The following is a 23,612-nucleotide window of genomic DNA, read 5'->3' on the forward strand; positions in this document are numbered from 1 at the left end:
GGGTACTAGCCCGTCATCGACACTTGGCTGATGGCACCCTGGTAGCGCCCACTGTCGTTGCGTGGCAGGGACGTCAGCCATACCAGGACGTACTTCCCCGGCTTGGCGTCGCTGATCGGGATCCGGGTCTCCTGGCCCTCGAGCGTGGCCGCCCCGACCAGTGTGGTGGCCTCGAACGCCGTCTGAACGGAGTTCGCGGTGCGGATCTCCAGCTGCATGCCCGGCGTCGGTGACCGCACGATGACCTCGGAGAGCGTCGCATCCCGATCGAGGGTGAACATCAGGCCCAGACCGGGTTTGAGGTTGCCGAACTTGGCGCCACCGCGATACTCATCGGTTTTCCACGCCGGCGCCTGCCCGCTGATCACGTTGTTCAGGTTGGTCCGGCCGTCCGGTACCTGATCGGAGTAGTCGAGCATCGTGACGGCGGTCAGGCCCACCGGTCCTGCTGCAGCCGGAGCCGGAGCCGGAGCCTGTGGGGCCGCCTCACCGGACGGACCTGCCGAGGTGGAGAAGATCGAGTCGATGTCCGGGGTCTCGTCGTCTCCGCCGAAAGCGTTGGTCGCCCAGACGACCACCGCGATGACGAGAAAGAGGATGAACAATCCCGCGCCTGCCAGGATCGCCATGGTGCGCACCGAACGCGGCTTCTTGGTGTCGTCGTCTCCGCCCCCACCGAGCATCCTCGGTGTCGCGCGCGGCGACGAGTTCACCGGTTTGCCGTCGGTCCCGACCTGGGCGATCAGGTCGGTCTGCTGGTCGAGAACCGTTGCCTGGTCGAGAACGTGCTGGACCGTGGCCGCGGTGCGGATCCCGCTGTTGCCCTCCAGGGCCCGGGCCGCGACCGCGGAGATCTCGAACGGGATGTCGGGGCGCTGCGCCCGGGGTTCACGTGGCAGACCGTCGTTGCCCGGCGCGGCAGGCGCCAGACCACCGATCTGTTCGGCTGATTGCCTGCTGGTGGCGAGTTCGACCCCGGTCTCGGCGTCGAGCGGCCAGCGGGCCAGCAGGAGGGCGTAGAGAACAGCCCCGAGGCCGCGCACGTCCGACGACTTGTCAGAGTCGGCGAGCGTACCGGGGAACGCCAGAAAAGCATTGCCCTCCTGGCTGATCCGGACGCGTTCGGGATGATCGATGGACAGGGCGCCACCGTTGCGATGTGCGGCCTCGGCCGCGGCGGCCAGTGCGCGGACCGCGCGAGCGGCGCCGACCGGCGACGGATTCGACTTCGCGACGTCGGCCAGCGACGAGCTGGGGATCCATTCGGCGACAACAATTCCGCCCGATGATCCGCGGACCACATCCAGGACCCGCGCGATGCCGGGCGAGTTGATCCGGCCGAGCCGCAGGGTCCGCGACAGCACTGCCTGCGGGCCCTCGTCACGGGGATCGATCCGCACACCGGCTTCCGGTAGCGGAGCGGCCTGTTCGGCGTCGACAAAGGTCAGTGCCACGTCGCGGTCGAGGTTGATGTCGCGGGCCTGCCAGAACTGCAGACCGCGCGATCCGCCGTGGTGTTGCAGCAGTCGGTACCGGCCGCCGGCGACGGCAGCTCCCGGAACGAGCCTGGGGCCCCGGCGAACCCGCGGCCGGGCGGGCGCCGGTGGACGGGCCCCGGTCGGCGCTTCGGGTGTGGCCTTGCCGGCTGCTGCCACATCGGCGAGGTTCATCTGCGCGGTCTCATCGAGACCCGGCGCACCGACGGACGGGCGTGGCGACGTGGGCGCCTCGACCGACTTGCTGTCGGCATCCTGTTTACCCAAAGCACCCACTCCTTTCCTTCGATACCGCAGGTCTTGTGGCTGACGGAAGTTGGTTCCGGCAGCGCCGCCGCTTGTGACCGTGTAGGCCTGCCAGCTCGATGTACCCCGATCGAAGCGTCGGATAACTTCGACCTGACCAGAATACGGAACAGACTCCTCGCCCGAGATCCGCGGGAACTGGACCGTCATCGTGGCCGCACCCTCGGTCTCGGGTTCGGGTGCCGGTGCGATGGCCGGGATGAAGCGGCCAAGCAGACGTCGAACCACGACCACGACGGTCAGCACGTCGGGCACTCGCAGCAATGTCAGCACGATGTAGATCAGTGAGATGGTGACGATCCCGACCAGACCGAGGTAGGCGATCGACCCCAATTTGCCGTGATCGGTGGAGAGTTGGTCGAGCCCGGAGATCTCGGCCAGTGCCCACACCAGCGCGCTGCATCCGACGGAGACCACCAGGGTCCACGACACGGTTCGGCCGACGTTGGTCATCCGGGCGCCACCGAGGCGGCTGCGCAACAGGAAGTGTCCGACAACGGCGCCGACCAGATAGCCCAGACCGTTGGACAGGGCGAGCCAGCGGATGATGTCGTCCGGGTCGTCGAACAGCACCGGGCCGAGGTACGACGCGGCGACCTTGACCGCGGTGATCCCGACAACCATGTAGGTCGGCGTCCAGGCATCCTCGCGGGCATAGAACACACGCAGCTGCACGAGCGTCATCGCGTACGGGATCATCGTGAACGCGCCCCACGACAGGACACTGCCCAATTGGGAGGCGGTCTCTGCGTTGAACTTCCCGAAGTTGAAGACGGCCACACCGATGGCGGGACCGAAGAACGTCATGAATGCGATGACCGGAACCAGTGAGACCATCGTCAGGCGGGTCGCGAGCGACAGGTCGTCGATCACCGCGTGGGTGTCGTCGGCGGCGGCGTTGCGGGACAGTCGCGGCATGATCGCGGTCAGGATCGTCACGCCCAGGACGCCGTAGGGCAACTGCAACAACTGCCACTGGGTGGCGTAGACGCTGACACCGTCCGCGCTCGCGGCCGAGGCGATCCGATAGGTGACGATCAGACCGACCTGCAACACCGCGACGTACAGGACGATCGCCACGGCCATGTTGCCGAACTTGCGGAGTCGGTCGTCCAGACCCCACTGCAGGCGCAGTTTCACACCGCTGCGGCGGATCGCCGGTACGAGGATGAGCGTCTGCGCGACCACGCCGAGTGTGGTGCCGATACCGAGGATCAGCAGTTTGGTATCGCCCATCCGGACCGGGTCCAGGGAGATCTCACCGGGACTGGCGGCATAGGCGATCAGGGTGATGATCTGAACGATGTTGTTGAGCACCGGTGCCCAGGCGCCCGGCTTGAACAGGCCCTTCATGTTCAGGATCGCGATGAACAGGGCCGACAGTCCGTAGAACAGGATGGCGGGCAACAGCAGGTAGGCCAGTCCGGTCGCCAGATCCCGGTTGACCTTGCCGTCACCGAGATTCAGGGCGGTCAGGAGCGGCGCAGCGATCACCGCGACGAGGGTGGCGGCCCCGAGTAAGACGACCGTCAGGGTGAAGATCCGGTTGATGAACCCGGCTCCCCCGTCGGCGTCTTCGCGTTCGGCGCGGACGAGGACCGGGATGACGATCGCGGTCAGGACCGCACCGAGGACAACCTCGGCGATCATGTTCGGCAGCACGTAGGCGGCCTGGAACGACGACGCGACCGCTGCACCGAGCATGGCCAGCACCAGGACGGTCCGGACGAAACCGGTGATACGTGAGACGAGGGTGGCCAGCGCGATCGAACCACTGGTTCGCATGACGCTGTCGTCGGACGGCTGACGCGGCGTGGTGGCGGTCGGCTCGTCGGGCTTGGGGTCGACGGTGACCGGCGCCACAGTGGCCCGGTTCACCCGCCCACGCGTGGACGCAGGGTCACCGGCAGTCGGTCGGGCGTCGCCGGGAGGTCGTGGCTGTGGCGCCGGACCTCCGTGGGGTGCGGGCCGGAATCCCGGTGGTGGGCCCGACGGTGGGCGCGGACCTGTTCCCGGACCCGGCATGGGCCGCGGTGGTGGCCGGCGCCGGGGCGGCGGGGGTGGTGGTGGCTGATCGGTCATCGATTGTCCCCGTCAGGCCGTCCGGGGTTGTCTCCTGGCCGGTGCCCTGGCTCCGGCGAAGCCCAGGTGCCGATGCCCCCGCTGTGGAGAGCGCGACTGTCGGCCATCAGACGCTCGCGCTCGTCTGGTTCGGGTCTGTCGAGGTCAGCGGGATCGGGTTCGCCGCGGAATCGATGCCAGAGCCGTCGGCCGGCGAGGAGTACCAGGAGCACCCCGGCACAGATCGTGATGATGAAAAGCGGTTGTCCATATGCGTTGGAATGTACTGACAATTCGATCGGACTACCCAATGGGACACCGCTTGATGTGACCAAACCGATCTGCACGGTCATGGATTTGGAGCGGTCGGCCCGGGTCGGGATCTGCAGTTGCCGCGTTCCCTGCGCCGGTATCTCGATGACGCCGAGGTCCCCGACCGTCATCCCGGCCGGGGCCGAGACCGAGAGACGGGCACGCATCGCGACCGGGAGGTCGTTGCGGATGACCAGCAGCAGCGGGCTCCGTTCGGAGGCCAGGGTGAAACGGCCGCCGGGATCGAGGATGCCGACGCCGCCGCGAATCCCCGCGATCGTGATCGCCACCGCAGAGGTCCGCATCTCACCGGCCTCCGTGGCGGCCCGCTGATCCTGGGGCGAGACCGATGCCATCGCACGGAGCAGGTCTTCACGAAGCGGAGCCATGTACGCCTGCGGCGTGATCGGGACATCGGACCGCGCGACCATCGACTCCTGCAGGTCCCAGGTCTGGGTGGTGTCCGATCCGACGGCGGTGATGATCTGCTCCGGCGGGCCGGTGATCTCGGCGCCTGCCGGTGCGATCAGTCGGGCCCCGGCCGGTGCGGTGGCGGTGGCTGTCAGGTCGGCGCCTAGGGTCTCGAGCGGTCGCGGGACACCCAGGTTGGACGTCAGCAGCTGGGTCATCGTGGACAACACGGCCTTGGTGTCGTCTGCGGTGGCGGACCACGTCGGCGGCGGCATGAGGACCTGACCCCGTCCGATCGTCTTGGCGATCGGGTCGTCGCTCCCGTTCTGCTCGGCATCACCGGTGATCGCGGACAGTGTCGACGGCGCCAGTGCCGAGAACATCATCGCTCCGAGCGCGGTCTGTCGCCGGGCCGCCTCGCTGCCCCGCAACCAGCCGTCGCGCTGATCGGTGGGGGTGACCTGCGCCGACCGCGGGGCATCACCCATCGCGGCCAGCGCACTGGACATCGCGGGATCGAAGGTCTGGACCGCAAGGTCGTCGCCGAGCGGGTACTCGCCGTTGGTGGAGGTGGGTGTGGTGGTGCGGACCGCGGACGCGGACAGGAGCGTGCCGACCGAGCCGTTGTCCTTCACCAGGTCGGCGGCCTTGTCGTCGAGGACGCCGGAGGTGGGAAGGGTCAGTCCGCGCACGCTTTTCACCTTGAGGATGGTGTCGACGATGTCGGCCGGTGTGTCGAGTGCGGCCTTCGAGAGCCCCGAGTCGTCCACCTGCGCGAGCGCGTTCGTGTCCACATGTGCAAACGGGGTCGCCACGACACACATCGTCGGTGCCAGTGCCTGCAACCGGGCCAGCCAGGCCTTGGCGACCGCCGATCCGGTGCCCTCGAACGCGGGTCCGGTCGGATCGCCGGGGTCGGTGCTGACCAGGTAGGGGCCGGTCATGGCCTGGACACTGACGAGCAGATCGGGATCGATGGCCAAGCACAGACTCTGGGTGAGCGGTGTGTTGGCCTCTTGCGCGTGGGTCTGTTCCATCGCGGTCAGGAGGGTGTCGAGTCGACCGCCGGATTCGAGTGATTGGCGCAAACCGTTGTCCAACAAGCGGACCGTTTCGTCGCCGCCTCCGGTGACACCCGGTGCCAGTGACGCGGGTGCGGCGATCGGCCACAGCAGGGTCAGGCCCATCGGCTGGGAGGTGTCCGGGGCGATGGATCCGTCCGGCGCCACCGGGATCGCCCCGGTCGGCGCGGAGTCCGATCCGGCCGAACCCTGCGTCTGCGCGCGGGTGTCGTCGTCGGGCAACCCCATGACCGGCAGCAGGGTCCGGGCGTCGTCGAGCCTGGCCGCATCGCCGTACTCGGGTGTGCCGTTGACGTTGATCAGGATGGGATAGACGCCCGGTGTGTCGATGGCCAGACTGGGCCGGTCGGAATCGTCCGCCGACAAGGGGAGCCGCAGCGTGAACGGCACCGATTCCCCTGGCTTCAGTTCCCTGGTCACATCGACGAAGTTGCCGACGATCTCGAAACTGTTCGGATCTGCCGACAACGAGTCACCGAGGCCCGCGCTGGTGGTGATCACGTCCCCGCGCTCCATGCGCATCGCGATGTTGCGGACCGGGCGGTCACCGATGTTGTTCAGCGTTCCGCTCGCGGTGACGGTCCCGCCGCTGGTGGTCGACACCGTCGACGGATCGATCGACTCGAGGGAGATCTGCAGGAACTGATCGGAGTCGGTCTGCACGTCGCCGGGCGCTGCGAACGCTGCCGGAGCCAGCGGCACCGCAATCATGATCGTGGCGCCCAGGACGATCAGTAGTCGCCGGACAACGAGCAACCACCGCAGGTGGCCGACCCCCCGAGCCCGCATCGAACCGGCCTTCACGTGGCTTCTGATGGGCCGGAGTCACCGGTTGGGCCGTGCGCGGCCGCTCCCCCGCCTTTACCCGCCGAACCCTCGCCTCCGCGACCGGAGCCGCGTCGACCGCGTCGTCGGCGTCGACGCGGTTTCTGGACGGGAGCAGGTGGTTCGTTGCGTTTCTGGTTGCGCGCCGCGGCGGCCTTCTCGTAGGCATTGGGTTCGCTGCGCGTGCCCAAGGCCTCGGATTCGGCCATCCGATCGGGATCGGCGGTCAGTTCGGCGATGACGTCCTCGGCCACGCGGGCCAGGCGCCGCTCATCGGAGTACGTGAGTCGACGGGGCAGATCGACCAGTGGCACCCAGGCCACCTCGGCGACCTCGTAATCGGCGTCGGACAGCTCTCCTCCGGTGAACCGCATCAGATAGTGGTGCACCGTCTTGTGGATACGTTTGCCTTCGCTGACAAACCAGTAGTCGATCTTGCCGAGGGGCGCGACGACGTTGCCCTTGATGCCGGTCTCCTCGGCGACCTCACGGATGGCTGTCTGCTCGGCGGTCTCACCGGTTTCGATATGGCCCTTGGGCAGCGACCACATCATGCGGCCCCGCCGGTCCACGCGACCGATCAGTGCGGCGCACCGCTCGTTGTCGGGACCGTCGAGGCCGGAGACCATCAAACCGCCTGCAGAGGTCTCCCGGACGGTTCGCAGCCGCTGCTTGGCAAGGTTCGCCGGGACCTTCGCGGGCAATTTCGATCTGCCCACGTCCGATGGCTTGACCTGCGCGGTCCGCCCGTCGGCCGCCTTGGTGCCTGCGACACCGGTCGATTCGCTGCGGGCGGCATCGACCGTGTTGTCGACGGGACGGGACGGTTTGCGGCGCCGACCGCGGCGCGATCGACGCGATGATCCGCCCGCGGGCGACTTGTCGGTTGCCGGGGCGTCGTTCGTCGCCGGCGAATCGGACACCGCTGCGGGTGGCCTGGGATCGGTGGTCTGACCAGCGCCGCCCCCGCGGCGATTGCCGCGCCGTCGCCGAGGACGCCGGGTGACGTCCCTACTCGGCTCTGTGGGTTCGGCTGACACTCAATAGATGCTAGTCGTCGGTAACCGGCTGTTTCCGCCAGCGTGGCCGATCAGGCACCGAACTCACACCCTGTGGTGGCCCGTGAACTCCCCTGCCGGTCCCGCTCGACTAGTCTGGCGTTTCGTGACAACTCCCCCGCCTGCCGCCGATTCCTCTGCCGCCGATTCCGCAGGCGCAGACGAACGACGCACGCGGCTGCTGGCCTCTGCCGCGGTGTCGCTGCGGGAGCTCTCCGACGTCCTCGATCCCCTCGGTGCCAAGTTCGCCGCGGCCGGATTCCAGCTCTACCTGGTCGGTGGTTCCGTGCGGGACGCCGTCCTCGGCCGGCTCAACCACGGCGATCTGGATTTCACCACCGATGCCCGCCCGCAGGACGTACAGGAACTGCTGCGTGGCTGGGCCGAGGCGATCTGGGACACCGGCATCGACTTCGGGACGATCAGTGCGGTCAGGTCCGGGCAGCAGATCGAGATCACGACGTTCCGTGCCGACAGCTACGACCGGGTCGGGCGGAACCCGCAGGTCCGGTTCGGCGACACCCTCGAAGACGATCTGGTGCGGCGTGACTTCTCCATGAATGCGATGGCGGTGAAGATCGGCGCCGATGGCAGCCAGGAGTTCGTCGACCCGCTCGGTGGTCTGGAGGCATTGCTCGCCGGGGTGATCGACACACCGGCTGCCCCCGAGGACTCCTTCAACGACGATCCGCTGCGCATGTTGCGGGGTGTCCGGTTCGTCTCGCAGCTGGGTTTCTCCCTCAGTCCGCGGGTGTTCGAGGCCATCACGGCCATGGCCGACCAGATCGCCCGGATCACGGTCGAACGGGTTGCGGTCGAACTGGACAAGCTCATCCTCGGAGAGCATGCGGTCGAGGGCATCGACATGCTCTGCGAAACGGGTTTGGCGGAGCGGGTGATCCCCGAGATCCCGGCGATGAAGCTCGCGATCGATGAGCATCATCAGCACAAGGACGTCTATACCCACTCGTTGACGGTGCTGGCGCAGGCGATGGACCTCGAGGACGGCGACCCGGATCTGGTGTTGCGGTGGGCGGCCATCCTGCACGACATCGGAAAGCCCGACACCCGTCGGCACGAACCCAACGGCGGCGTCAGCTTCCACCATCACGAGGTGGTCGGCGCGAAGATGGTCCGCAGGCGGTTGCGGGCACTGAAGTATCCGAAGGCCGTGATCGAGGACGTCGCGAATCTGGTCTTCCTGCATCTGCGATTCCACGGCTACGGCGACAGCCAGTGGACCGATTCCGCGGTCCGCCGGTACGTCACCGATGCCGGTGACCTACTCCCCCGCCTCAACAAGCTGGTCCGCGCCGACTGCACCACCCGCAACAAGCGCCGGGCTCGCCGACTGCAGCAGAACTACGACAACCTCGAAGAGCGGATCGCCCGCATCGCGCAGGACGAAGATCTTGCCCGGGTCCGGCCCGATCTCGACGGCAACGCCATCATGGAGTTGCTGGGATTGCCGCCCGGACCCCAGGTGGGCAAGGCCTGGCGCTACCTCAAGGAACTCCGGCTCGATCGTGGCCCGATGTCCCATGAGGAGGCCGAGCAGGCCTTGCGCGAGTGGTGGGCGCAGCAACAGCAGGGTTAGTACCCGGGGGTCCGGCAGATCAGGTGAGCGAGACCAGCTTCCCGATGTCGTCGGCGGGCAGCTTGCCGTCGACCACCGCGGTCACGGTCGTGTTGTTCAAAGTGATTGCGCCACCGTGGTTGTCGAGGAACGCGGTGTCGGCGGCGTCGCGTCCGGTCGAGATGCGGATGAGGGTCTGGCGCGGTGCCAGGCAGGTCGCGTCCACCACCCGCCACTGGTCGTCGACAAGTGCTTCGGCAACGGCGTGGAAGTCCATCGGGTCACATCCGGGCGCATAGACGGCGACGAGTCGGGCCGGCACATTCAGGGCGCGGAGGGCCGCGACGACCAGGTGCGAGTAGTCCCGGCACACACCGGCCCCGGCGAGCAGGGTGTCGGTGGCCCCGTCGGTGGGACCGCTGGCACCGGGTGTGTAGTCGAGGTGGTTACCCACCCAGGCGGCAACGGTTTCGAGTAGCTTGGAAGGTTTGGCGTTGGTATCGAATTGCTTTGCGGCCCAACCGAAGAACTTGTCTGTCTCGGAGTACCGACTGGGTCGAAGATAGAGCGACCGATCGTAGTCGGTGGCCGTGGCGGGCGCGGTGGTCCCCACGATGGTGGCCGTGTACGCGACCTTCAGGTTGCCGACGCCGGCATGCAACAGGTGGATTCTGTTGCCGTGGGGTCCGCTGATCTCCCTGGCGTCCAAGGGCTTTCCATCGAGCGTGAATGAGAGGGTCTCGGTCACCTCGGCACCGGGATGCGGTGCAACGGCGATCTGGAACTCGAGATCCGTCTCGCCGTTGATGTCGACGTCGAGGCGGGCTGACACATCGCGCTTTTGCACGCAGAACTCCTGTATTGATCAATTCGGAACATGGATCGGACAGGAGAACTCTCAAACACCCCCCGGCGCTGCCGACGACAGAAACGATACCGCACCCGGACGGACTTCGATGGTTGCCGGTAGTTCGCCGATCCGGTCGCCGTCGGCGTATATCGGCGTCCTCCTGGAACTGGTGAGTTCGATGCGCCTGCCGCGCAACTGCTCCACTTCTTTGCGATGAATGTGCTTGCCGCTGTAGATGGTTGGGAACAGACCCATCAGCTTCAGGCGTGGCCCGTGATGCACCAGGATGACGTCGAGTTCCCCGTCGTCGATGACGGCCGACGGAGTGATCTGCATCCCACCGCCGTAGCTTGCGGTGTTCCCCACCGATGCCAGCACGAGATCGCGCTCGAGTCGGCGGCCGTCCACGGAGATCTGATAAGGAAACGGTTTCATCCGGGCCAGCTCGATCAGGGCCGCAATCGGGTATCGCAGTTGACCTTTCGGCCACGAAAGGGTGTTCGCCCGTTCGGTGACCAGGGCGTCGAGGCCGGTGGCGGCCACAGTGCCGTACGCGTGAATGCTGCCATCGGACAGCGTGATGGTGGCGGTGTCGCAGACCCGGCGGGCACCGCCGCGGATGATGGCTGCCGCTGCGGCCGGATCACCGATCGGGATGCCCAGTGTCCGGGCCGTGTCGTTGCCGGTGCCGGCAGGCATCAGTCCGATGGGTACGGCGTCTGCGCCGGCCTCATAGGCGGCCTGTAGGGCCAGGCGGATGGTGCCGTCGCCCCCGACCACCACCAGGGCGTCATGCTCGGGTGAACGGACGCCTCGTGCGAATTGCAAGGTCTCGTCGGCGCTCGAACCGGTCAACGCGGTGACCTCGAGGCCGGTTGCCACCAGCGCTTCGACGGCGGCGGCCACTGCGGCGCCGGCGAGGCCGTGACGTGCGGCCGGATTGATGAGCGCGGCAACCCGAAGGATGGTCATGGAATGAGTTTGCCCGGATTCAGGATGCCGGTGGGATCGAGGGCGGATTTGACCGCGCGCAATATCTGCGAGCCGACGTCCCCGATCTCCATCGGCAACCAGCGACGGTGGTCGGCGCCGACGGCATGATGGTGGGTGATCGTGCCGCCTGAATCCACAATCGCTTGACCGACAGAGGCTTTCACGCCGGACCATTCGGTGATCGGATCATCCCCGTAGCGGTAGACCACCGTGAAATACAGTGAGGCGCCGGTGGGATAAGTGTGGGAGATGTGGCAGAGCACCAGTGCCGGGGAGCCGGACCGTCCGATGGCCTCGGTCAGGGCGCCGGTGACAGCGGTCTTGAGTGTGCTCACGTTCGACCAGGTGGTGGCGGTTTCCAGTGTCTCGCAGCCGACCCCGATGTCCAGGAGTGCATCCCGCAGGTAGGGAGCGTTGAAACGGCTGTGTTCCCAGGCCTGTGCGCGGGCGGCGCCCAGCGACGTCCCACCTGCGGCGGCCAACAGTTGTCCGGTGAGCTCCTGGCGAGCCCGGGCCACCGCCTCGGTCCCCTCGAATGTGGTGATGGCCAGGCATCCACCGGAAACGGTGTCGGTGTCGGCACCGATCTTGTCCGGGCTGGCCAGGTTGACACCGGTCTCGGCCTCGTCGGACAGACGCATCACGGTCGGCCCGCCTCCTTGCTGCGCCACCGCTCGCAAAGCTTCTGCGCCGGAGGCGAAGTCGGTGAAGTGCCAGGCGTCGTACAGGGTGACGGGCGCGATGCGGTGTACACGCAGGGTCACGGCGGTGATCACGCCGAGGGAGCCCTCGGAACCGAGGAACAGTTGGCGAAGATCGGGTCCGGCCGCGGTCTTCGGCGCCCCACCCAGGTCGATGACCCCGGTGGGTGTGACCACTCGCAGGCCGGTGACCATCTCGTCGAACCGGCCGTATCCGGCGGAGGCCTGCCCTGATGATCGAGTGGCCGCGAACCCGCCGATGGTGGCGAACTGGAAACTCTGCGGGAAATGTCCGAGTGTGAATCCATGTGCAGCCAAGAGCTTTTCGGCCTGTGGACCGGTGACGCCTGCACCCAGCATCGCCTCACCGGAGATGGTGTCGATCGACAGCAGCTGATCGAAACGCTGGAGATCCAGGCTGAGCACCGCGCGCAGGGAGCCGGCGTCCGGGTCGACTCCCCCGACCACACTGGTGCCGCCACCGAAGGGAACCACCGCGACCCGGGATCTGGCGCACCAGTCCAGGAGGTCGGAGATCTCCTGTTCGCCTGCGGGTTCGACCACACCGTCCGGTGCGTCTTGTCTGCGGGTCCTTCGACGCAGGAGGTCAAGGGTCGATTTACCACCCGCCCGCGTCAGTCGATCACCGTCGGACGTCGATACCGCACTGACGATTCCGCGGAGGGCATCGAGGTCGGCGTCCGTGAGCCGGACGGGCGAGAGTTCGACCTCGGTCGCGGCCGGGGCCGAGATCCGATCGCCGGAGACGCCGAGAACCTGTGACAGGAGTGCCCTGATCGGTTCGGAGAGCTCGGTGGCGGCCTCGGGTGATCCCCATCCGTCCCAACGCATCGGGGGCAGAGGCAGGGAATGCTGGGGAAACTCGACCGTCATGAGTTACAGTTTTACACAACATGTCAATCCGTAACGGTAAATCGTCCATGGTCGGAAACCACGACGCCGGCACCCCCGACCCGGTGGCCTCTGCCATGGGCGCCAACATCACCGATCGGGTCCTCGATGCGACCCGTGCGGTGCTGATTCGCGCCGAGGGCCGCAAGATCACGTTGGCTGAGGTGGCCCGGGAGGCCGGGGTGAGCAGGCCTACCGTCTACCGGCGTTGGCCGGACGTCCGGACGTTGATCGCCGACCTCGTCACCCGGGAGTTGATCGGCACGATCGCCGACATCCCCGCACGCGGCACGACCCTGGACGCCAAGGTCGATCGCCTGGTTGCCGTCGCCGATGCCATTCGGGGCAACAACCTGCTCGAAATGCTGTGGCGTGAGCCGTCAGCCGCTCTTGCCCCTTATGTTTTCGTGAGGCTCGGTCGCAGCCAGAACGCCGCCCTGACGATCCTGCAACGGGCCATCATCGACGGTCAGCATCGCGGCGACGTCCGTGACGGGGCTCCGGACGAGATGGCCGCCATGGTGCTGTTGATCTGTCAGTCGGCGATTCAGTCGCATGCGATCGTCCAACCGATCCTGGCCGATCGATGGACCGTGGAACTCCGGTACGCGCTGCACTCGTACCTGCGGACGGCGCCGTGATCGCCGGACAGTTCCCGGCCGGAGCGCTGAGCCCGGCGTCACGTCGAGCCGGCCTCGATGAATTGCGGCTGCGCACTGAGCCTTTGGATGTCCTGGTGATCGGCGGCGGCGTCACCGGAACGGGCGTCGCATTGGATGCTGCCAGCCGTGGTCTGTCGGTGGCCCTGGTGGAGGCCCATGATCTCGCCTTCGGCACCAGTCGATGGAGCAGCAAGCTGATCCACGGAGGCCTGAGATATCTCGCAAGCCTCGATGTGTCGATCGCGCAGGAGTCGGCCGTCGAGCGGCACCGGATCATGACGGTGATCGCCCCGCACCTGGTGCGCTCACTGCCGCAGGTCATCCCGGTCTTTGCCGGTGGTTCGGTGAAGGGGAACCTGGCCGCGCGATTGGGGATGCTGGCCGGGGATGTGCTGCGCCACAATGCCAAAACGTCAACCGAAGTCCTCGCGCGGTCACGGAGGGTATCGGCGTCGGAGACCGTGGAATTGTGTCCGGGAATCCGTACCGAAGGGCTGCGGGGTGCGGTGGTGGCCCACGACGGGCAGCTCATCGACGATGCCCGGTTCGTGGTGACACTGGCGAGAACCGCTGCCGCGCATGGCGCGATCATCAGTACCTACACCCGGGCAACAGATGTGACCGGAACGGGAGCAACCCTGACCGATGTCCGCACCGGCGCCACGTTCGGGATCCGCGCCCGCGCCGTCGTCAATGCGACGGGTGTCTGGGCCGGTGAGGTCGACAACGCTGTCAAGCTGCGGCCGAGCCGCGGGACGCACCTCGTGGTCGACTCGGCGTCCCTTGGCAACCCGACGGGTGCACTCACAGTTCCCTTGGGCGACAGCATCAGCCGGTACGTGTTCGCGTTGCCGCAGCAGCTCGGTCGCACCTACATCGGTCTCACCGACGAGGATGCGCCCGGTCCGATCCCGGACGTGCCGAAGCCGACCGACGCCGAGATCACCTTGCTGCTCGACACCATCAACAAGGCGCTGGAACGTCCGCTGTCCACCGACGATGTCCGAGGAGTCTTCTCCGGCCTGCGTCCGTTGGTCGAGGAGGTCGGTCCCGGGGTGCCGCTGAGCACGGCTGACCTCTCGCGCAAACACCTTGTGGCAGTGGCGGACAGCGGTCTGATCACGGTCGTGGGGGGCAAGCTCACCACATACCGTGCGATGGCCGAGGAGGCGGTCGACGAGGCCGTGAGTCGTGCGGGTCTGCGGGCCGGGCCGTGCCACACCAGTGAACTGCCGCTCATCGGGGCGACGGGGACACCGGACGACTCGGGCTTACCGGGTTCGTTGATCGCCCGTTTCGGTGCAGAGGCCCCCCACGTGCTGGACATCGCGCAGGTGCCGGATGCGGCCGCCCCGATCGCGCCCGGCATCGATGTCACCCGGGCCGAGATCGAGTTCGCCATCACCCACGAAGGTGCCTGCACGGTCGACGACATCCTGGCCCGCCGAACGCGAATTTCCTTGGTACAGAAGGATGCCGACCTTGCCAGGGCTGCCGTCGCCGAGATCGCCGGGATCGTGAACCCCGGCGGGGACCTGACGCCGGACTAGTAGCCCATCCCGCGAAGCTCACCGGCCAGCAGATCGAGGTGGGATCGCTGGACGTCCAGATGTGGGCTGATCCGCAGGACCGACTGTTCCGAATCCAGTGGCGCGCGCCAGGAGTCCGCGCAGGTCACAAGGATTCCGATCGATCGCAGTTTGTCACGGGCGGCCTGGACGTCCGACGGACCCCAACCCGGTGGTGGGGCCAGGGTCACGATGGCCGACGGCTCGTCGATCGGTTCGAGAACCTCCCAGCTGCCGATACCGTGGAGGCGCTCACGGGTGAAGCGGCCGATGGCCGCCAGCTCCCGGTTGACCCGTTCGGGCCCGAAGCTCTGCAGTTCCTGGATCGCCACACCGAGCCCGAGACGCCCGGCCACGAAGGCTTCCGAACTCTCTACCTCCACCGGGCGTACCGAATCCGAACGTGCGGCAAGGAATCCGACACCGCGCGGGCCGGCCAGCCACTTACGGCTGGTGCCGTAGACCACGTCGGCTCCGGATGCGCAGTCGCGCTGGCCAAATGACTGCGCGACGTCGACAACCACCGGCACACCGGCGACCCTGGCGAGCTCGACGACCTTGCTGACCGGCTGCACCACGCCGCTCTGAGAGCCGATATGGCAGATGTGGATGAAGTCGGGCTGGTCGAACTGCAGCATGTTCTCGAGTGCGTCGGTGTCGACATGCCCGTACACATCGCCGGAGGGGATGGTGTGGACGGCGTAACCGCGGCGTTCGAACTCGTCGAGGTTGGGGCCGAACTCGTTCTTCGCCACCCAGACCGTGGCGGATATCGGGAGGTTCCAGTAGGTCAACAGCGCTCGCAGCGCGGCCTTTGCCGACTCCCGGAACGCGAGTTCGTGGGCCTGATGTCCGACGAGCGCGGCGATATCGCGACGGCAGCGGTCCAGGGCCTCGCTCATCTGTTCCTGTGCGACGTAGGCGCCGCGCTCGGATTCACGCCACAGGTGCGCGGTGATCGTCTCGATGACTTTGGTGGAGGAGCGTGATGCCGCCGCCGAATCGAGATGGATGTTCATCGGCTCGGTGCGACCGCGATGCCACAGATCGCCGAGCTCGCTCACATACATCCGTAGATCCTCCTCGACGCCGGGACATGGTGTGCATCACACGCTACCGTCTTCGGGCGCCGTGGAACCGACGCACCGGTCCAGTCCGTCCAAGTACTCATGGAGCCGGTCATCGAGTACGTCTTTGGAATTGGTGACGGATCGAGCACCACATGGACGTCGCAGGCCGACGTGGCACTCGGTGGAGGTGCGGTAGATGCGATTCGACTCGATTTCGACGGTGACGGCAGAGCCGACGACGTGATGTGGGATCGAGACGGTGATGGCCGGGCCGATCTCAGTGGTCTCGACCTCGATGACGATGGTGCAGTCGACAAATGGTTCTCGGACAACGGTTCTGGAGTGTGGGGGCACCCGGAGCCGGATCCTCGGGTCAGTGCACCGAGCCCACCCCCGGTTCCCCATCCGCCGATATCCCAGCCAACCGACATCCGTCTCACGTGGACGTCGCTCGATGGCGCATCACAGACAGCGACGGCAGACGCAGATCCGGGGGGTTCGCGCGCGCTGGTCGATTTTGTCGGTGACGGTGATGCCGCTGATGTGCTCTACGACCGTGACGCGGACGGTCGCGGTGAGATCGTGGTGGTGCGGTCGGGCGGGCGCGTGTACTTCGATACCGACGGCGATCAAGGTTTCGACCAATTGTTCGTCGACGACGATCTCGACGGAACGGCAGATGCGGTGATGTTGCCGGGCCAACCCGGTTTCGGTGTCTGAGAAGTCAGACCACAAGCTTCAGGCCGTAACGTCAGGCGGCCCGGTTGTGGTGCCGAAGGCGACGGTCCTCGATCGCGCGTGCGTTCCGGTAAGTCCGCCCGTTTTGCCAGGCAGAATACGATGCGGTCAGTCCGAGCAGCAGTGCCCCGATCACGCAGAACGCCAGGGCCAGGAATCCGAGAGTCACGCTCACCGGACTGTTTTCGGCGATATCGACGCCGCCGATCCAGATCGTTGCGGTGACGATGATCTTCCAGATCGCCCAGAGCACACCACACAGTCCACCGAACCCGACGGTGTAGCGCAGCGGACCGAGTTCGGATCGGACAACGGTCCATCCGAGATAACCGGCCGGAAATCCGATCCAGCTGGCGAATACCACCTGGTACATCGCCACCTGGTACATGTGGCCGTAGTCGGAGAGAAAGTTCGCCGACGGCGCGAGTGTGCTGTGGGCGAGCGTCAGGTTGATCACGGCAATCGAAGCCGCGGCAGCCACCACCAGAAGCACTATCCGCTGGTTGAGGTCGGGATCGTTTCGAGGGGCGGATCCCGGATTGCTGTTGCCGCGGCGGATCGCCATCAGGGATGCGACCAGGGCGCAACCGGCGATCACCGCCGAGGTGGCACCCCAGATCCGTTCGGAAGTGTTCAACACGTGGCGGACACCGTTTTCCGGAACCAGGGCGGTGTAGGTCTCCCCGGTCAGGCAGTAGAAAGCGACGCACACGCCGAAGGCGGTCGTCGCTGTCTGGCGGTACAGGGCCCCACGGATTGCGAGTATCGCTCCCAGGGCGACCCCCGTCCAGGCGAGGGCGCCCAGAGCTTGACTCATGCGACTATGCCAACAGCTCCGAACGCTGCAGTCAAAGCGCGATTATTGCGGGGTTCGTTGCCCCGTCCTTCGGCGAGCGTGCCGACGGTCGTGGCAAATGCCTCGGCCTGCGCTTCGCGCCGTGCGTTCTGATCGCAACCCTCGTGGCCGGCAAGGAGATGCCAGGCTTCATGGGCTGCAATGTGGATCCGGTGGGCGTCAGAGACATTGGCAGGAGAGACGATGATCGCGGTCCCGCGGGTGGTCCGCAATGCGGCTCCGGTGATCTCGCCGGAGTTGAATGACTCCGACGTGATGCACCGGACATCGCACTCGAGTTGCTCGCCGAGCCGGGACTCGAAATCGTCCCAGTCCCAGCCGCTCATCGGTGTGATGGCCGCGGCGAGGCGAAACATCTTCTGCCGGGTCATCATTGTCCGACGCTCTTCTCGGCTTCGAGGACCCGACTCACCTCTCGCAGTAGGGAGGCGAGTTCAGCCCGCCCGGTCGACGACAGCTGATCGGCGCGGAGGCCGGCTACTTGAAGTCCTGTTTCCTCGATCGCAGCCTGCACCTCTTGGCCGAGCGTGCGGGGGCTGAATGAGAAATGTTCTTTCGAGACTCCGAAAAATGAACAGATGGCGTCGCGAACTGCGCCGTCCACCTTCATTACGCGGCCCTTGCGGATCCGCCATACAAATTGCCGATCGATGTTGCGACCTGTTTCGGCCGTCACCCAGTCGGCAATCTCTGCATTTGCAGTGCGCGACCCACCTGGCCAGCGAGTAGCACAGAGCCTATTGAGTTCAATGGCGAACTCAGACACCTCGTCACGATTGCGCATTCGCCAATAGTGCCAGGTGATTCCCTATTTTGTCGCCTTGATGAGCGGAAATTGCCGATATTTTCTGTCACGGTATCGGTGATGTTTGTGCCGGAGTGTCTGCGCTCCCAGGCGCTTCACGGCGCTGAACTGCATAAACGCTCGAATTCAGCTGGTGTTTCCGTGATCTTTCGCAAAGGTTACGATCAATTTTCGCAAATCCGGGCTCGGGCCGAAGATATGCCGCTGACCTCCGCAGATACCCCATTTATGGGGTAGTGGGCATGGGCGGCCCGGCATTGATGCGCTCGAGTTGGTAAGCGATGGGATCGTCGGGTGTTGCACCCCAATCCGAGTCCAACCACCAGGTGATGCCGGCGTCGGCCAGTGCCGCCGCCCGCTCGCGTTCGCCTGCGGGGTCCGTCAGGTCGGTGGTGCCCTCGTAGACGACGTCGTAGTGCCCGCTGTAGCCGAGTTCGTCGCGAAGCTCTCGGATGTTCCGGGCCACGCTGACCCACCGCTCGAACGGTTGCGGTCCCGGGCCCTGCGCACCGGCGAAGTTGGGGATCAACCCGTCGCACCGGGCCGCCCGCGACATCGATCTGCGAGAACCCTCCAATCCCACACACCAGGTGGTGATGCGGGGCTGTTGAACCGGCGGATCGGGCAATTCGAAATCGGTGGGCCGCACTTCGTAATGCTTGCCGTCGTAGGTGAAGGGCTGACCACCCCAGAGCCCGAACAAGACGTCGAGACCTTCATCGAGGAGTTCGGCACGCACCTTGCGTCCCTGATCGGCCTCGAATGCCAGCCAGCCCGGATGCAGTGCGCCCAATCCGACGCTCAGGATCACGCGACCACCGCTCAGCCGATCCAGGGTGGCGGTGGTCGATGCCAGGTCCCACGGTTTGCGCCGGGGCAAGGGCGTGAGCATCGTCCCGAGCTTGATCCGGCTGGTTCGCATGGCCGCAGCGGTCAGGGAGATCCAGGGGTCGACGCCCCATAGCGCTTCCCAGCCGAACACCGCGTCCCAGCCGGCTTCCTCGGCGGCCACTGCCATCTCGGCGAAATCCGCACTGTCACCTTTGGGGAAAACGATTCCGTACTGCACGGTGCCTCCTGTGAAGAGTCGACCTGACCGGCAGCGGGCACGGATCAGGAGGTGGTCGCCAGTGGCGCGGACGGTGGTGAGCTGACCGGGACGGGTCGATGGTGGATCAGGGTGACCGAAACGATGGCGAGCGCATAGAGCACGCAACCGGCCACGACCAGGACCGCGGACTTGCCGTCGGTGGGAATGGCAATCGCGGCGGCGGTGACCGCAGCGACGAACGCAACGTTGAACAGCGCGTCCTGGAATGAGAATGCCTGTCCGCGGCGGGCGTCGTCGACGTCCATCTGCATGGCCGCGTCGCCGCACAGCTTGCACACCTGGCCGATCAGACCCAAGACCACCGCCGCGAAGCAGATGACCACGCCGTTGAAACTCAGCAGCGACAGCTGGGCGACCGTCCCGATGGCCAGCGCCGACACCACAGCGCGCTGACGCCCGAATCGGGCGACCGCGAAGGGGGTGATCACCGCGGCGAGCAGCATGCCCACCGCAGTCAGACCCGCGACGAGCCCGAAGCCGGTCAGTCCACCGCCAAGCGCCGACTGTTTGGTCAGGACGAGCAGCAGGAGCGTGTTCATGCCGAACACGATGCGATGAGCACCCACACCGGACAGTGCTGCGGCCGCAGGTGGCGAGCTCCAGACCGCACGGGCGCCATGGCCCAGACCGACCGCGACAGCGCGCATGGCAGTGCCCTCCGGGTGCCCGGGGATCGGAGGACCGACGAAATCGGGATGATCCGGGCCCAGCTGCAGTGGTTTGAATCGGTGTGCGACGACTGCGGTGACCATCGCCATCACAACTGCGCCGAGCAGGGTCAGGGCGCTGCCGGTGTTGTCGGACCCGAAAACCTCGCGCAGGGCGAAGGTGGCACCGGCGCCGAGGGCCAGGACTCCGGAACCTGCGGTGGTGAAGAACGAGTTCATACCGACCAGCAGGTCGCGGGACACCACGTGGGGCAGCGACGCGGACAGCCCCGACGCGACAAACCGGCTCGCGCCGGTCACCGCCAGCGCGGCGATCAGCACACCGGTGTCGCCGGCTCCGGTGGCGACCACCACCGACACGATCGAGACCAGGATCGCTCGCAGCACGTTGGCCCAGACGAGAACCAACCGTCGATCCCAGTGGTCCAGGAGCGCGCCGGCAAACGGACCGATCAGGGAGTAGGGCAGAAGCAGGACCGCCATCCCGGCCGCGATCGCCATCGGATCGGCGTGGCGCTCCGGGTTGAAGAGGATCGCGCCGCCCAGCGCGGCCTGGAAGAGACCATCGGTGAACTGACTGCCGAACCGGACGGCCAGAAGCCGGGACAGGCCGGGTGATTCCCGAAACGACCGCGTGAAATCGCGCAACGCCAACCGCTCATGGCTGGCGCAGACATGCGGCTCTGGGTCCGCGACGGGCGGTTCGGCGTTCATCGTGTCCAGCCTACAAATGAATTCACGATCGGGTATTCCGACGGATACGAGACCGGCTGATTCCGACTGATCGCCGTAGCCTGTTGGGGCCATCGGCGTGGCATCATGTTCGGGTGTCATCTGGTACCGAGGCGATTTCCGCCGGCAGTTTGTTGATGGCGTCCACCGATCTCGCGGAGCCGACATTCCGCCGGACGGTGGTCTACGTCATCGAACACAACGATGCCGGCAGCCTGGGTGTTGTGCTGAACCGAATGAGTCAGACGGCGGTGCACAACCTGTTGCCGACGTGGACCGACACCGCGGCCCGGCCGAAGGCGGTGTATGTCGGCGGTCCGGTCAAACAGGACTCGGCGCTGTGCCTCGGAGTGGTCAAACCCGGTGTCGAGATCGATGACGTGCCCGCACTGCGACAGGTCGAAGGCCGTGTGGTCCTGGTCGATCTCGACGCCGACGCCGACGAACTCGGCCACTTCCTGGTCGGCGTCCGGATCTTTGCCGGTTATGCCGGGTGGGGTATCGGACAGCTCGGTGATGAATTGCGCAGCGGCAGCTGGATCGTGGCCCCGTCGCTGCCCACCGATGTCATCGCCCCCGCCGAGGTCGATCTCTGGTCGCAGGTCCTGCGGCGTCAGCCGTGGCCGCTTCCGATGCTGTCGACACACCCGATCGAGCTCGAACGTAACTGATCTCTGATTGTCGATTGGATTTCGATAACCTGTTATTGTTCATCCCTGATGTGAGCGGCGTCTCAACAGATGCTTGCTCGGGGGTCGGGGAATGCGGAGGGGTCCGATGGTCTTGTGGGGTCGATGTGTGGGCGTGGTCGCCGGTCTCGTGTCAGTTGCGCTGATTGCAGGCTTCGTAAATCCTGTTGCAGCGCAGGCTGATCCGACGGGTGGCACGGATGGTGAGCGGTGGACCGCGCAACACGACGGTCCGCCGCGGTATCCCGGCATCAACGTCTCCTGGGACGTCCCGATCACCATGAGCGATGGCACCGTCCTCAAGGCCAACATCTACCGGCCCGCCGACGCCGCGACGAGGCCGGTTGCCACCAAGACGCCGGTGATCGTGAACATGACGCCGTACACGAAACTGGTGAGCGCTGTTGCCGATGCGGCGCTGTCGAATCCGGTGCTGGCGCCGCTGGCCCTGCAGCTGGCCGACCTGCTGAACTTCTCGGGCACCCCGATCGACGGCCTGTCCGATCTGGTGCAGACCCTCAAAGGCGGCTTCGCCCAGACCTTCAGCGTCGACCCCGCACTGGTTCGCTCCGGCTATACGCAGGTGGTCGTGGATGTGCGCGGGACCGGTTTCTCGCAGGGTGTCTGGGACGTCTTCCAGGCCCGTGAGCAGCAGGACACCATCGAGGTCATCAACTGGGCCGCGAAGCAGAGCTGGTCCGACGGCAAGGTCGGCATGAGCGGGGCGTCGTACTCGGGCATCAATCAGGTCCAGGCGGCCAACAAGAACCCGGAACCGCTCAAGGCGATCTTCCCGGTCGAACCCGGTGGCGACCTGATCCGCGACATCGTGGCGCCCGGCGGCGCGTTGGGTGTCGGCTTCTTGCCTGCGTGGCTGGCACTGGTCAACGGACTCAAGTTCGTGCCCGACGTAGCGTCGATGTTCAACGGCACATTCGACTGGAAGTGGTTGGGCTCGCGGCTTTCTGATCCGGCGGTCTTCGCCCCGCAGCTGTTGGACGCGCTGCTCTCCCCCACCGTGGAGTCGGTGCCGCCGCGTACGCAGAGCCTGCTCGACGAGGCTTCTTCCGAACGCATCAACTGGCAGGACTACGCCGAGAACATCACCACGCCGACGATGATCTACGGCGGCTGGTACGACCTGTTCACCAACAGCGAGTGGCGGATGTTCGACAAGATCCCGCTCGAAAACGGCCGCAAGCAGCTGATCATGGGCCCCACGTATCACGTCACCGGCGGCTCCCGATTCGGTGATCCCGGCTATCCGCCGCGGCTCGACGTCCTGCAACGCGCGTGGTTCGACAAGTGGCTCAAGGGAATCGACAACGGCATCGACAACTATGGCCCGGCCACCCTGTACCAGCAGGGCAATGGCTGGACCACCGCCGAGGACTTCCCGCGCCCGGGAATGAACCACCAGCGGCTCTATCTCTCCGACCGTTCGAGCGGTACGGCGCCGCACGCGGTGCGTGACGGATCGTTGTCCGCGACACCATCCGACAGCCGCGGCAGGCTCACGGTCGCACCGGCTCTGGCCACGTTGTGTTCGCGTGATGCCGCTCAGCAGACGGCGGGCATCCTCGCGGTGTTCTCGTTCTGCGCGGACGATTCACGGATCGCCGAATCCAGCGCTTTGACGTTCACCACGGCCCCGTTTGCCGAGTCGACGAGCGTGAGCGGTCCGATCAATCTGCATCTGAACGCCGTCATGGACGCGACCGACGGCTACTGGACGGCAACACTGAATGATGTTGCCCCCGACGGCACCTCGACGGTCCTCACCTCAGGCCAGTTGATGGCCTCGTTGCGGGCGCTCGACGAGGATGCGACCGGGTACGGTCCGGGAGGTGACGTGGTGGATCCGGTGCAGACATTGACTCTGGCGACACGTCAGCCGGTGACCCCGGGCCAGGCCGTACAGCTCGACGTGGGCCTGCTGGCCACCGATGCCCTGATCAAACCCGGACATCGGTTGCGGATCGATGTGTTCGCGGCGAACTTCCCGAGAGGTGTTCCGTTGCGGCCGTTGCTGAACGATTCGCAACTCAAACCCGAACACATCCAGCTCGATCCGAATGCGCCGAGCTACGTCAACGTTCCGGTGTCGCGGCCGGTGGGCTGACCCCCTTC

General features: G+C 66.2%; 18 protein-coding genes. 6 read left to right on the top strand and 12 right to left on the bottom strand.

The window, feature by feature from the left end; translation table 11 throughout:
• Nucleotides 1-5 precede the first annotated feature (5 nt).
• The 3 genes from murJ to AC1D75_RS03355 are packed head-to-tail and all read right to left on the bottom strand — an operon-like array spanning nucleotide 6 to nucleotide 7,533.
• Nucleotides 6-3,884, bottom strand: coding sequence for a murein biosynthesis integral membrane protein MurJ (murJ, locus tag AC1D75_RS03345; RefSeq protein ID WP_495513887.1), 3,879 nt, complete (start codon nucleotides 3,882-3,884; stop codon nucleotides 6-8).
• A complete protein-coding gene (locus tag AC1D75_RS03350; protein WP_495513888.1) occupies nucleotides 3,881-6,457 on the bottom strand; it encodes a DUF6049 family protein in 2,577 nt (858 codons plus the stop codon). The genes murJ and AC1D75_RS03350 overlap by 4 nt, the downstream gene beginning before the upstream one ends.
• A gap of 11 nt (nucleotides 6,458-6,468) precedes the next feature.
• On the bottom strand, nucleotides 6,469-7,533 hold the full coding sequence (locus AC1D75_RS03355; RefSeq protein ID WP_495513889.1) for an NUDIX hydrolase: 1,065 nt from the start codon (nucleotides 7,531-7,533) through the stop codon (nucleotides 6,469-6,471).
• Between the two features lie 124 nt (nucleotides 7,534-7,657).
• Between AC1D75_RS03355 and AC1D75_RS03360 the strand changes: the two genes are divergently transcribed.
• Nucleotides 7,658-9,148, top strand: a complete 1,491-nt coding sequence (locus AC1D75_RS03360; RefSeq protein ID WP_495513890.1) for a CCA tRNA nucleotidyltransferase — start codon at nucleotides 7,658-7,660, stop codon at nucleotides 9,146-9,148.
• A gap of 19 nt (nucleotides 9,149-9,167) precedes the next feature.
• Here AC1D75_RS03360 and AC1D75_RS03365 read toward each other — a convergent pair whose 3' ends face one another.
• The 3 genes from AC1D75_RS03365 to AC1D75_RS03375 are packed head-to-tail and all read right to left on the bottom strand — an operon-like array spanning nucleotide 9,168 to nucleotide 12,523.
• Nucleotides 9,168-9,974, bottom strand: coding sequence for a transglutaminase-like domain-containing protein (locus AC1D75_RS03365; RefSeq protein WP_495513891.1), 807 nt, complete (start codon nucleotides 9,972-9,974; stop codon nucleotides 9,168-9,170).
• Between the two features lie 51 nt (nucleotides 9,975-10,025).
• Nucleotides 10,026-10,949: a YegS/Rv2252/BmrU family lipid kinase gene (locus AC1D75_RS03370; protein WP_495513892.1), complete on the bottom strand. Its 924-nt coding sequence runs from the start codon at nucleotides 10,947-10,949 to the stop codon at nucleotides 10,026-10,028.
• Nucleotides 10,946-12,523 carry an FAD-binding oxidoreductase gene (locus AC1D75_RS03375; protein WP_495515968.1) on the bottom strand — a complete coding sequence of 526 codons (1,578 nt, stop codon included), beginning with the start codon at nucleotides 12,521-12,523 and terminating at the stop codon, nucleotides 10,946-10,948. The genes AC1D75_RS03370 and AC1D75_RS03375 overlap by 4 nt, the downstream gene beginning before the upstream one ends.
• A 62-nt stretch (nucleotides 12,524-12,585) precedes the next feature.
• Here AC1D75_RS03375 and AC1D75_RS03380 point away from each other — a divergent pair, with 62 nt between their 5' ends.
• Together AC1D75_RS03380 and AC1D75_RS03385 are read left to right on the top strand one after the other, a co-directional pair.
• A complete protein-coding gene (locus AC1D75_RS03380) occupies nucleotides 12,586-13,224 on the top strand; it encodes a TetR/AcrR family transcriptional regulator (RefSeq protein ID WP_495513893.1) in 639 nt (212 codons plus the stop codon).
• Nucleotides 13,170-14,795, top strand: coding sequence for a glycerol-3-phosphate dehydrogenase/oxidase (locus AC1D75_RS03385; RefSeq protein WP_495513894.1), 1,626 nt, complete (start codon nucleotides 13,170-13,172; stop codon nucleotides 14,793-14,795). Before AC1D75_RS03380 ends, AC1D75_RS03385 begins: the two co-directional genes overlap by 55 nt.
• Here the strand turns inward: AC1D75_RS03385 and AC1D75_RS03390 are convergent.
• The gene (locus AC1D75_RS03390; RefSeq protein WP_495513895.1) at nucleotides 14,792-15,883 is read right to left on the bottom strand and encodes an aminotransferase class V-fold PLP-dependent enzyme; all 1,092 of its coding nucleotides are present in this window, start codon (nucleotides 15,881-15,883) and stop codon (nucleotides 14,792-14,794) included. The two genes, AC1D75_RS03385 and AC1D75_RS03390, sit on opposite strands and share 4 nt — an antisense overlap.
• Nucleotides 15,884-15,982: 99 nt before the next feature.
• Between AC1D75_RS03390 and AC1D75_RS03395 the strand changes: the two genes are divergently transcribed.
• Nucleotides 15,983-16,603 carry a hypothetical protein gene (locus AC1D75_RS03395; RefSeq protein ID WP_495513896.1) on the top strand — a complete coding sequence of 207 codons (621 nt, stop codon included), beginning with the start codon at nucleotides 15,983-15,985 and terminating at the stop codon, nucleotides 16,601-16,603.
• Between the two features lie 31 nt (nucleotides 16,604-16,634).
• Here AC1D75_RS03395 and AC1D75_RS03400 read toward each other — a convergent pair whose 3' ends face one another.
• From AC1D75_RS03400 to AC1D75_RS03420, 5 genes are all read right to left on the bottom strand, one after another.
• Nucleotides 16,635-17,438 carry a hypothetical protein gene (locus AC1D75_RS03400; RefSeq protein ID WP_495513897.1) on the bottom strand — a complete coding sequence of 268 codons (804 nt, stop codon included), beginning with the start codon at nucleotides 17,436-17,438 and terminating at the stop codon, nucleotides 16,635-16,637.
• A complete protein-coding gene (locus AC1D75_RS03405) occupies nucleotides 17,435-17,851 on the bottom strand; it encodes a M78 family metallopeptidase domain-containing protein (RefSeq protein ID WP_495513898.1) in 417 nt (138 codons plus the stop codon). Before AC1D75_RS03405 ends, AC1D75_RS03400 begins: the two co-directional genes overlap by 4 nt.
• A complete protein-coding gene (locus AC1D75_RS03410; protein ID WP_495513899.1) occupies nucleotides 17,848-18,261 on the bottom strand; it encodes a hypothetical protein in 414 nt (137 codons plus the stop codon). The genes AC1D75_RS03405 and AC1D75_RS03410 overlap by 4 nt, the downstream gene beginning before the upstream one ends.
• Before the next feature lie 247 nt (nucleotides 18,262-18,508).
• Entirely contained in the window at nucleotides 18,509-19,351 is an 843-nt protein-coding gene (locus tag AC1D75_RS03415) for an LLM class flavin-dependent oxidoreductase (RefSeq protein ID WP_495513900.1), read from the bottom strand.
• Nucleotides 19,352-19,395: 44 nt separating this feature from the next.
• A complete protein-coding gene (locus AC1D75_RS03420) occupies nucleotides 19,396-20,775 on the bottom strand; it encodes an MFS transporter (RefSeq protein WP_495513901.1) in 1,380 nt (459 codons plus the stop codon).
• Nucleotides 20,776-20,888: 113 nt separating this feature from the next.
• On the opposite strand from AC1D75_RS03420, the gene AC1D75_RS03425 reads away from it, so the two are divergent.
• Together AC1D75_RS03425 and AC1D75_RS03430 are read left to right on the top strand one after the other, a co-directional pair.
• Complete coding sequence (locus AC1D75_RS03425) at nucleotides 20,889-21,464, top strand: YqgE/AlgH family protein (protein WP_495513902.1); 576 nt, start codon at nucleotides 20,889-20,891, stop codon at nucleotides 21,462-21,464.
• A gap of 106 nt (nucleotides 21,465-21,570) precedes the next feature.
• A complete protein-coding gene (locus AC1D75_RS03430; protein WP_495513903.1) occupies nucleotides 21,571-23,604 on the top strand; it encodes a CocE/NonD family hydrolase in 2,034 nt (677 codons plus the stop codon).
• The last annotated feature ends 8 nt before the right edge of the window (nucleotides 23,605-23,612 follow it).

The organism is Williamsia sp. Y712, from assembly GCF_059445525.1.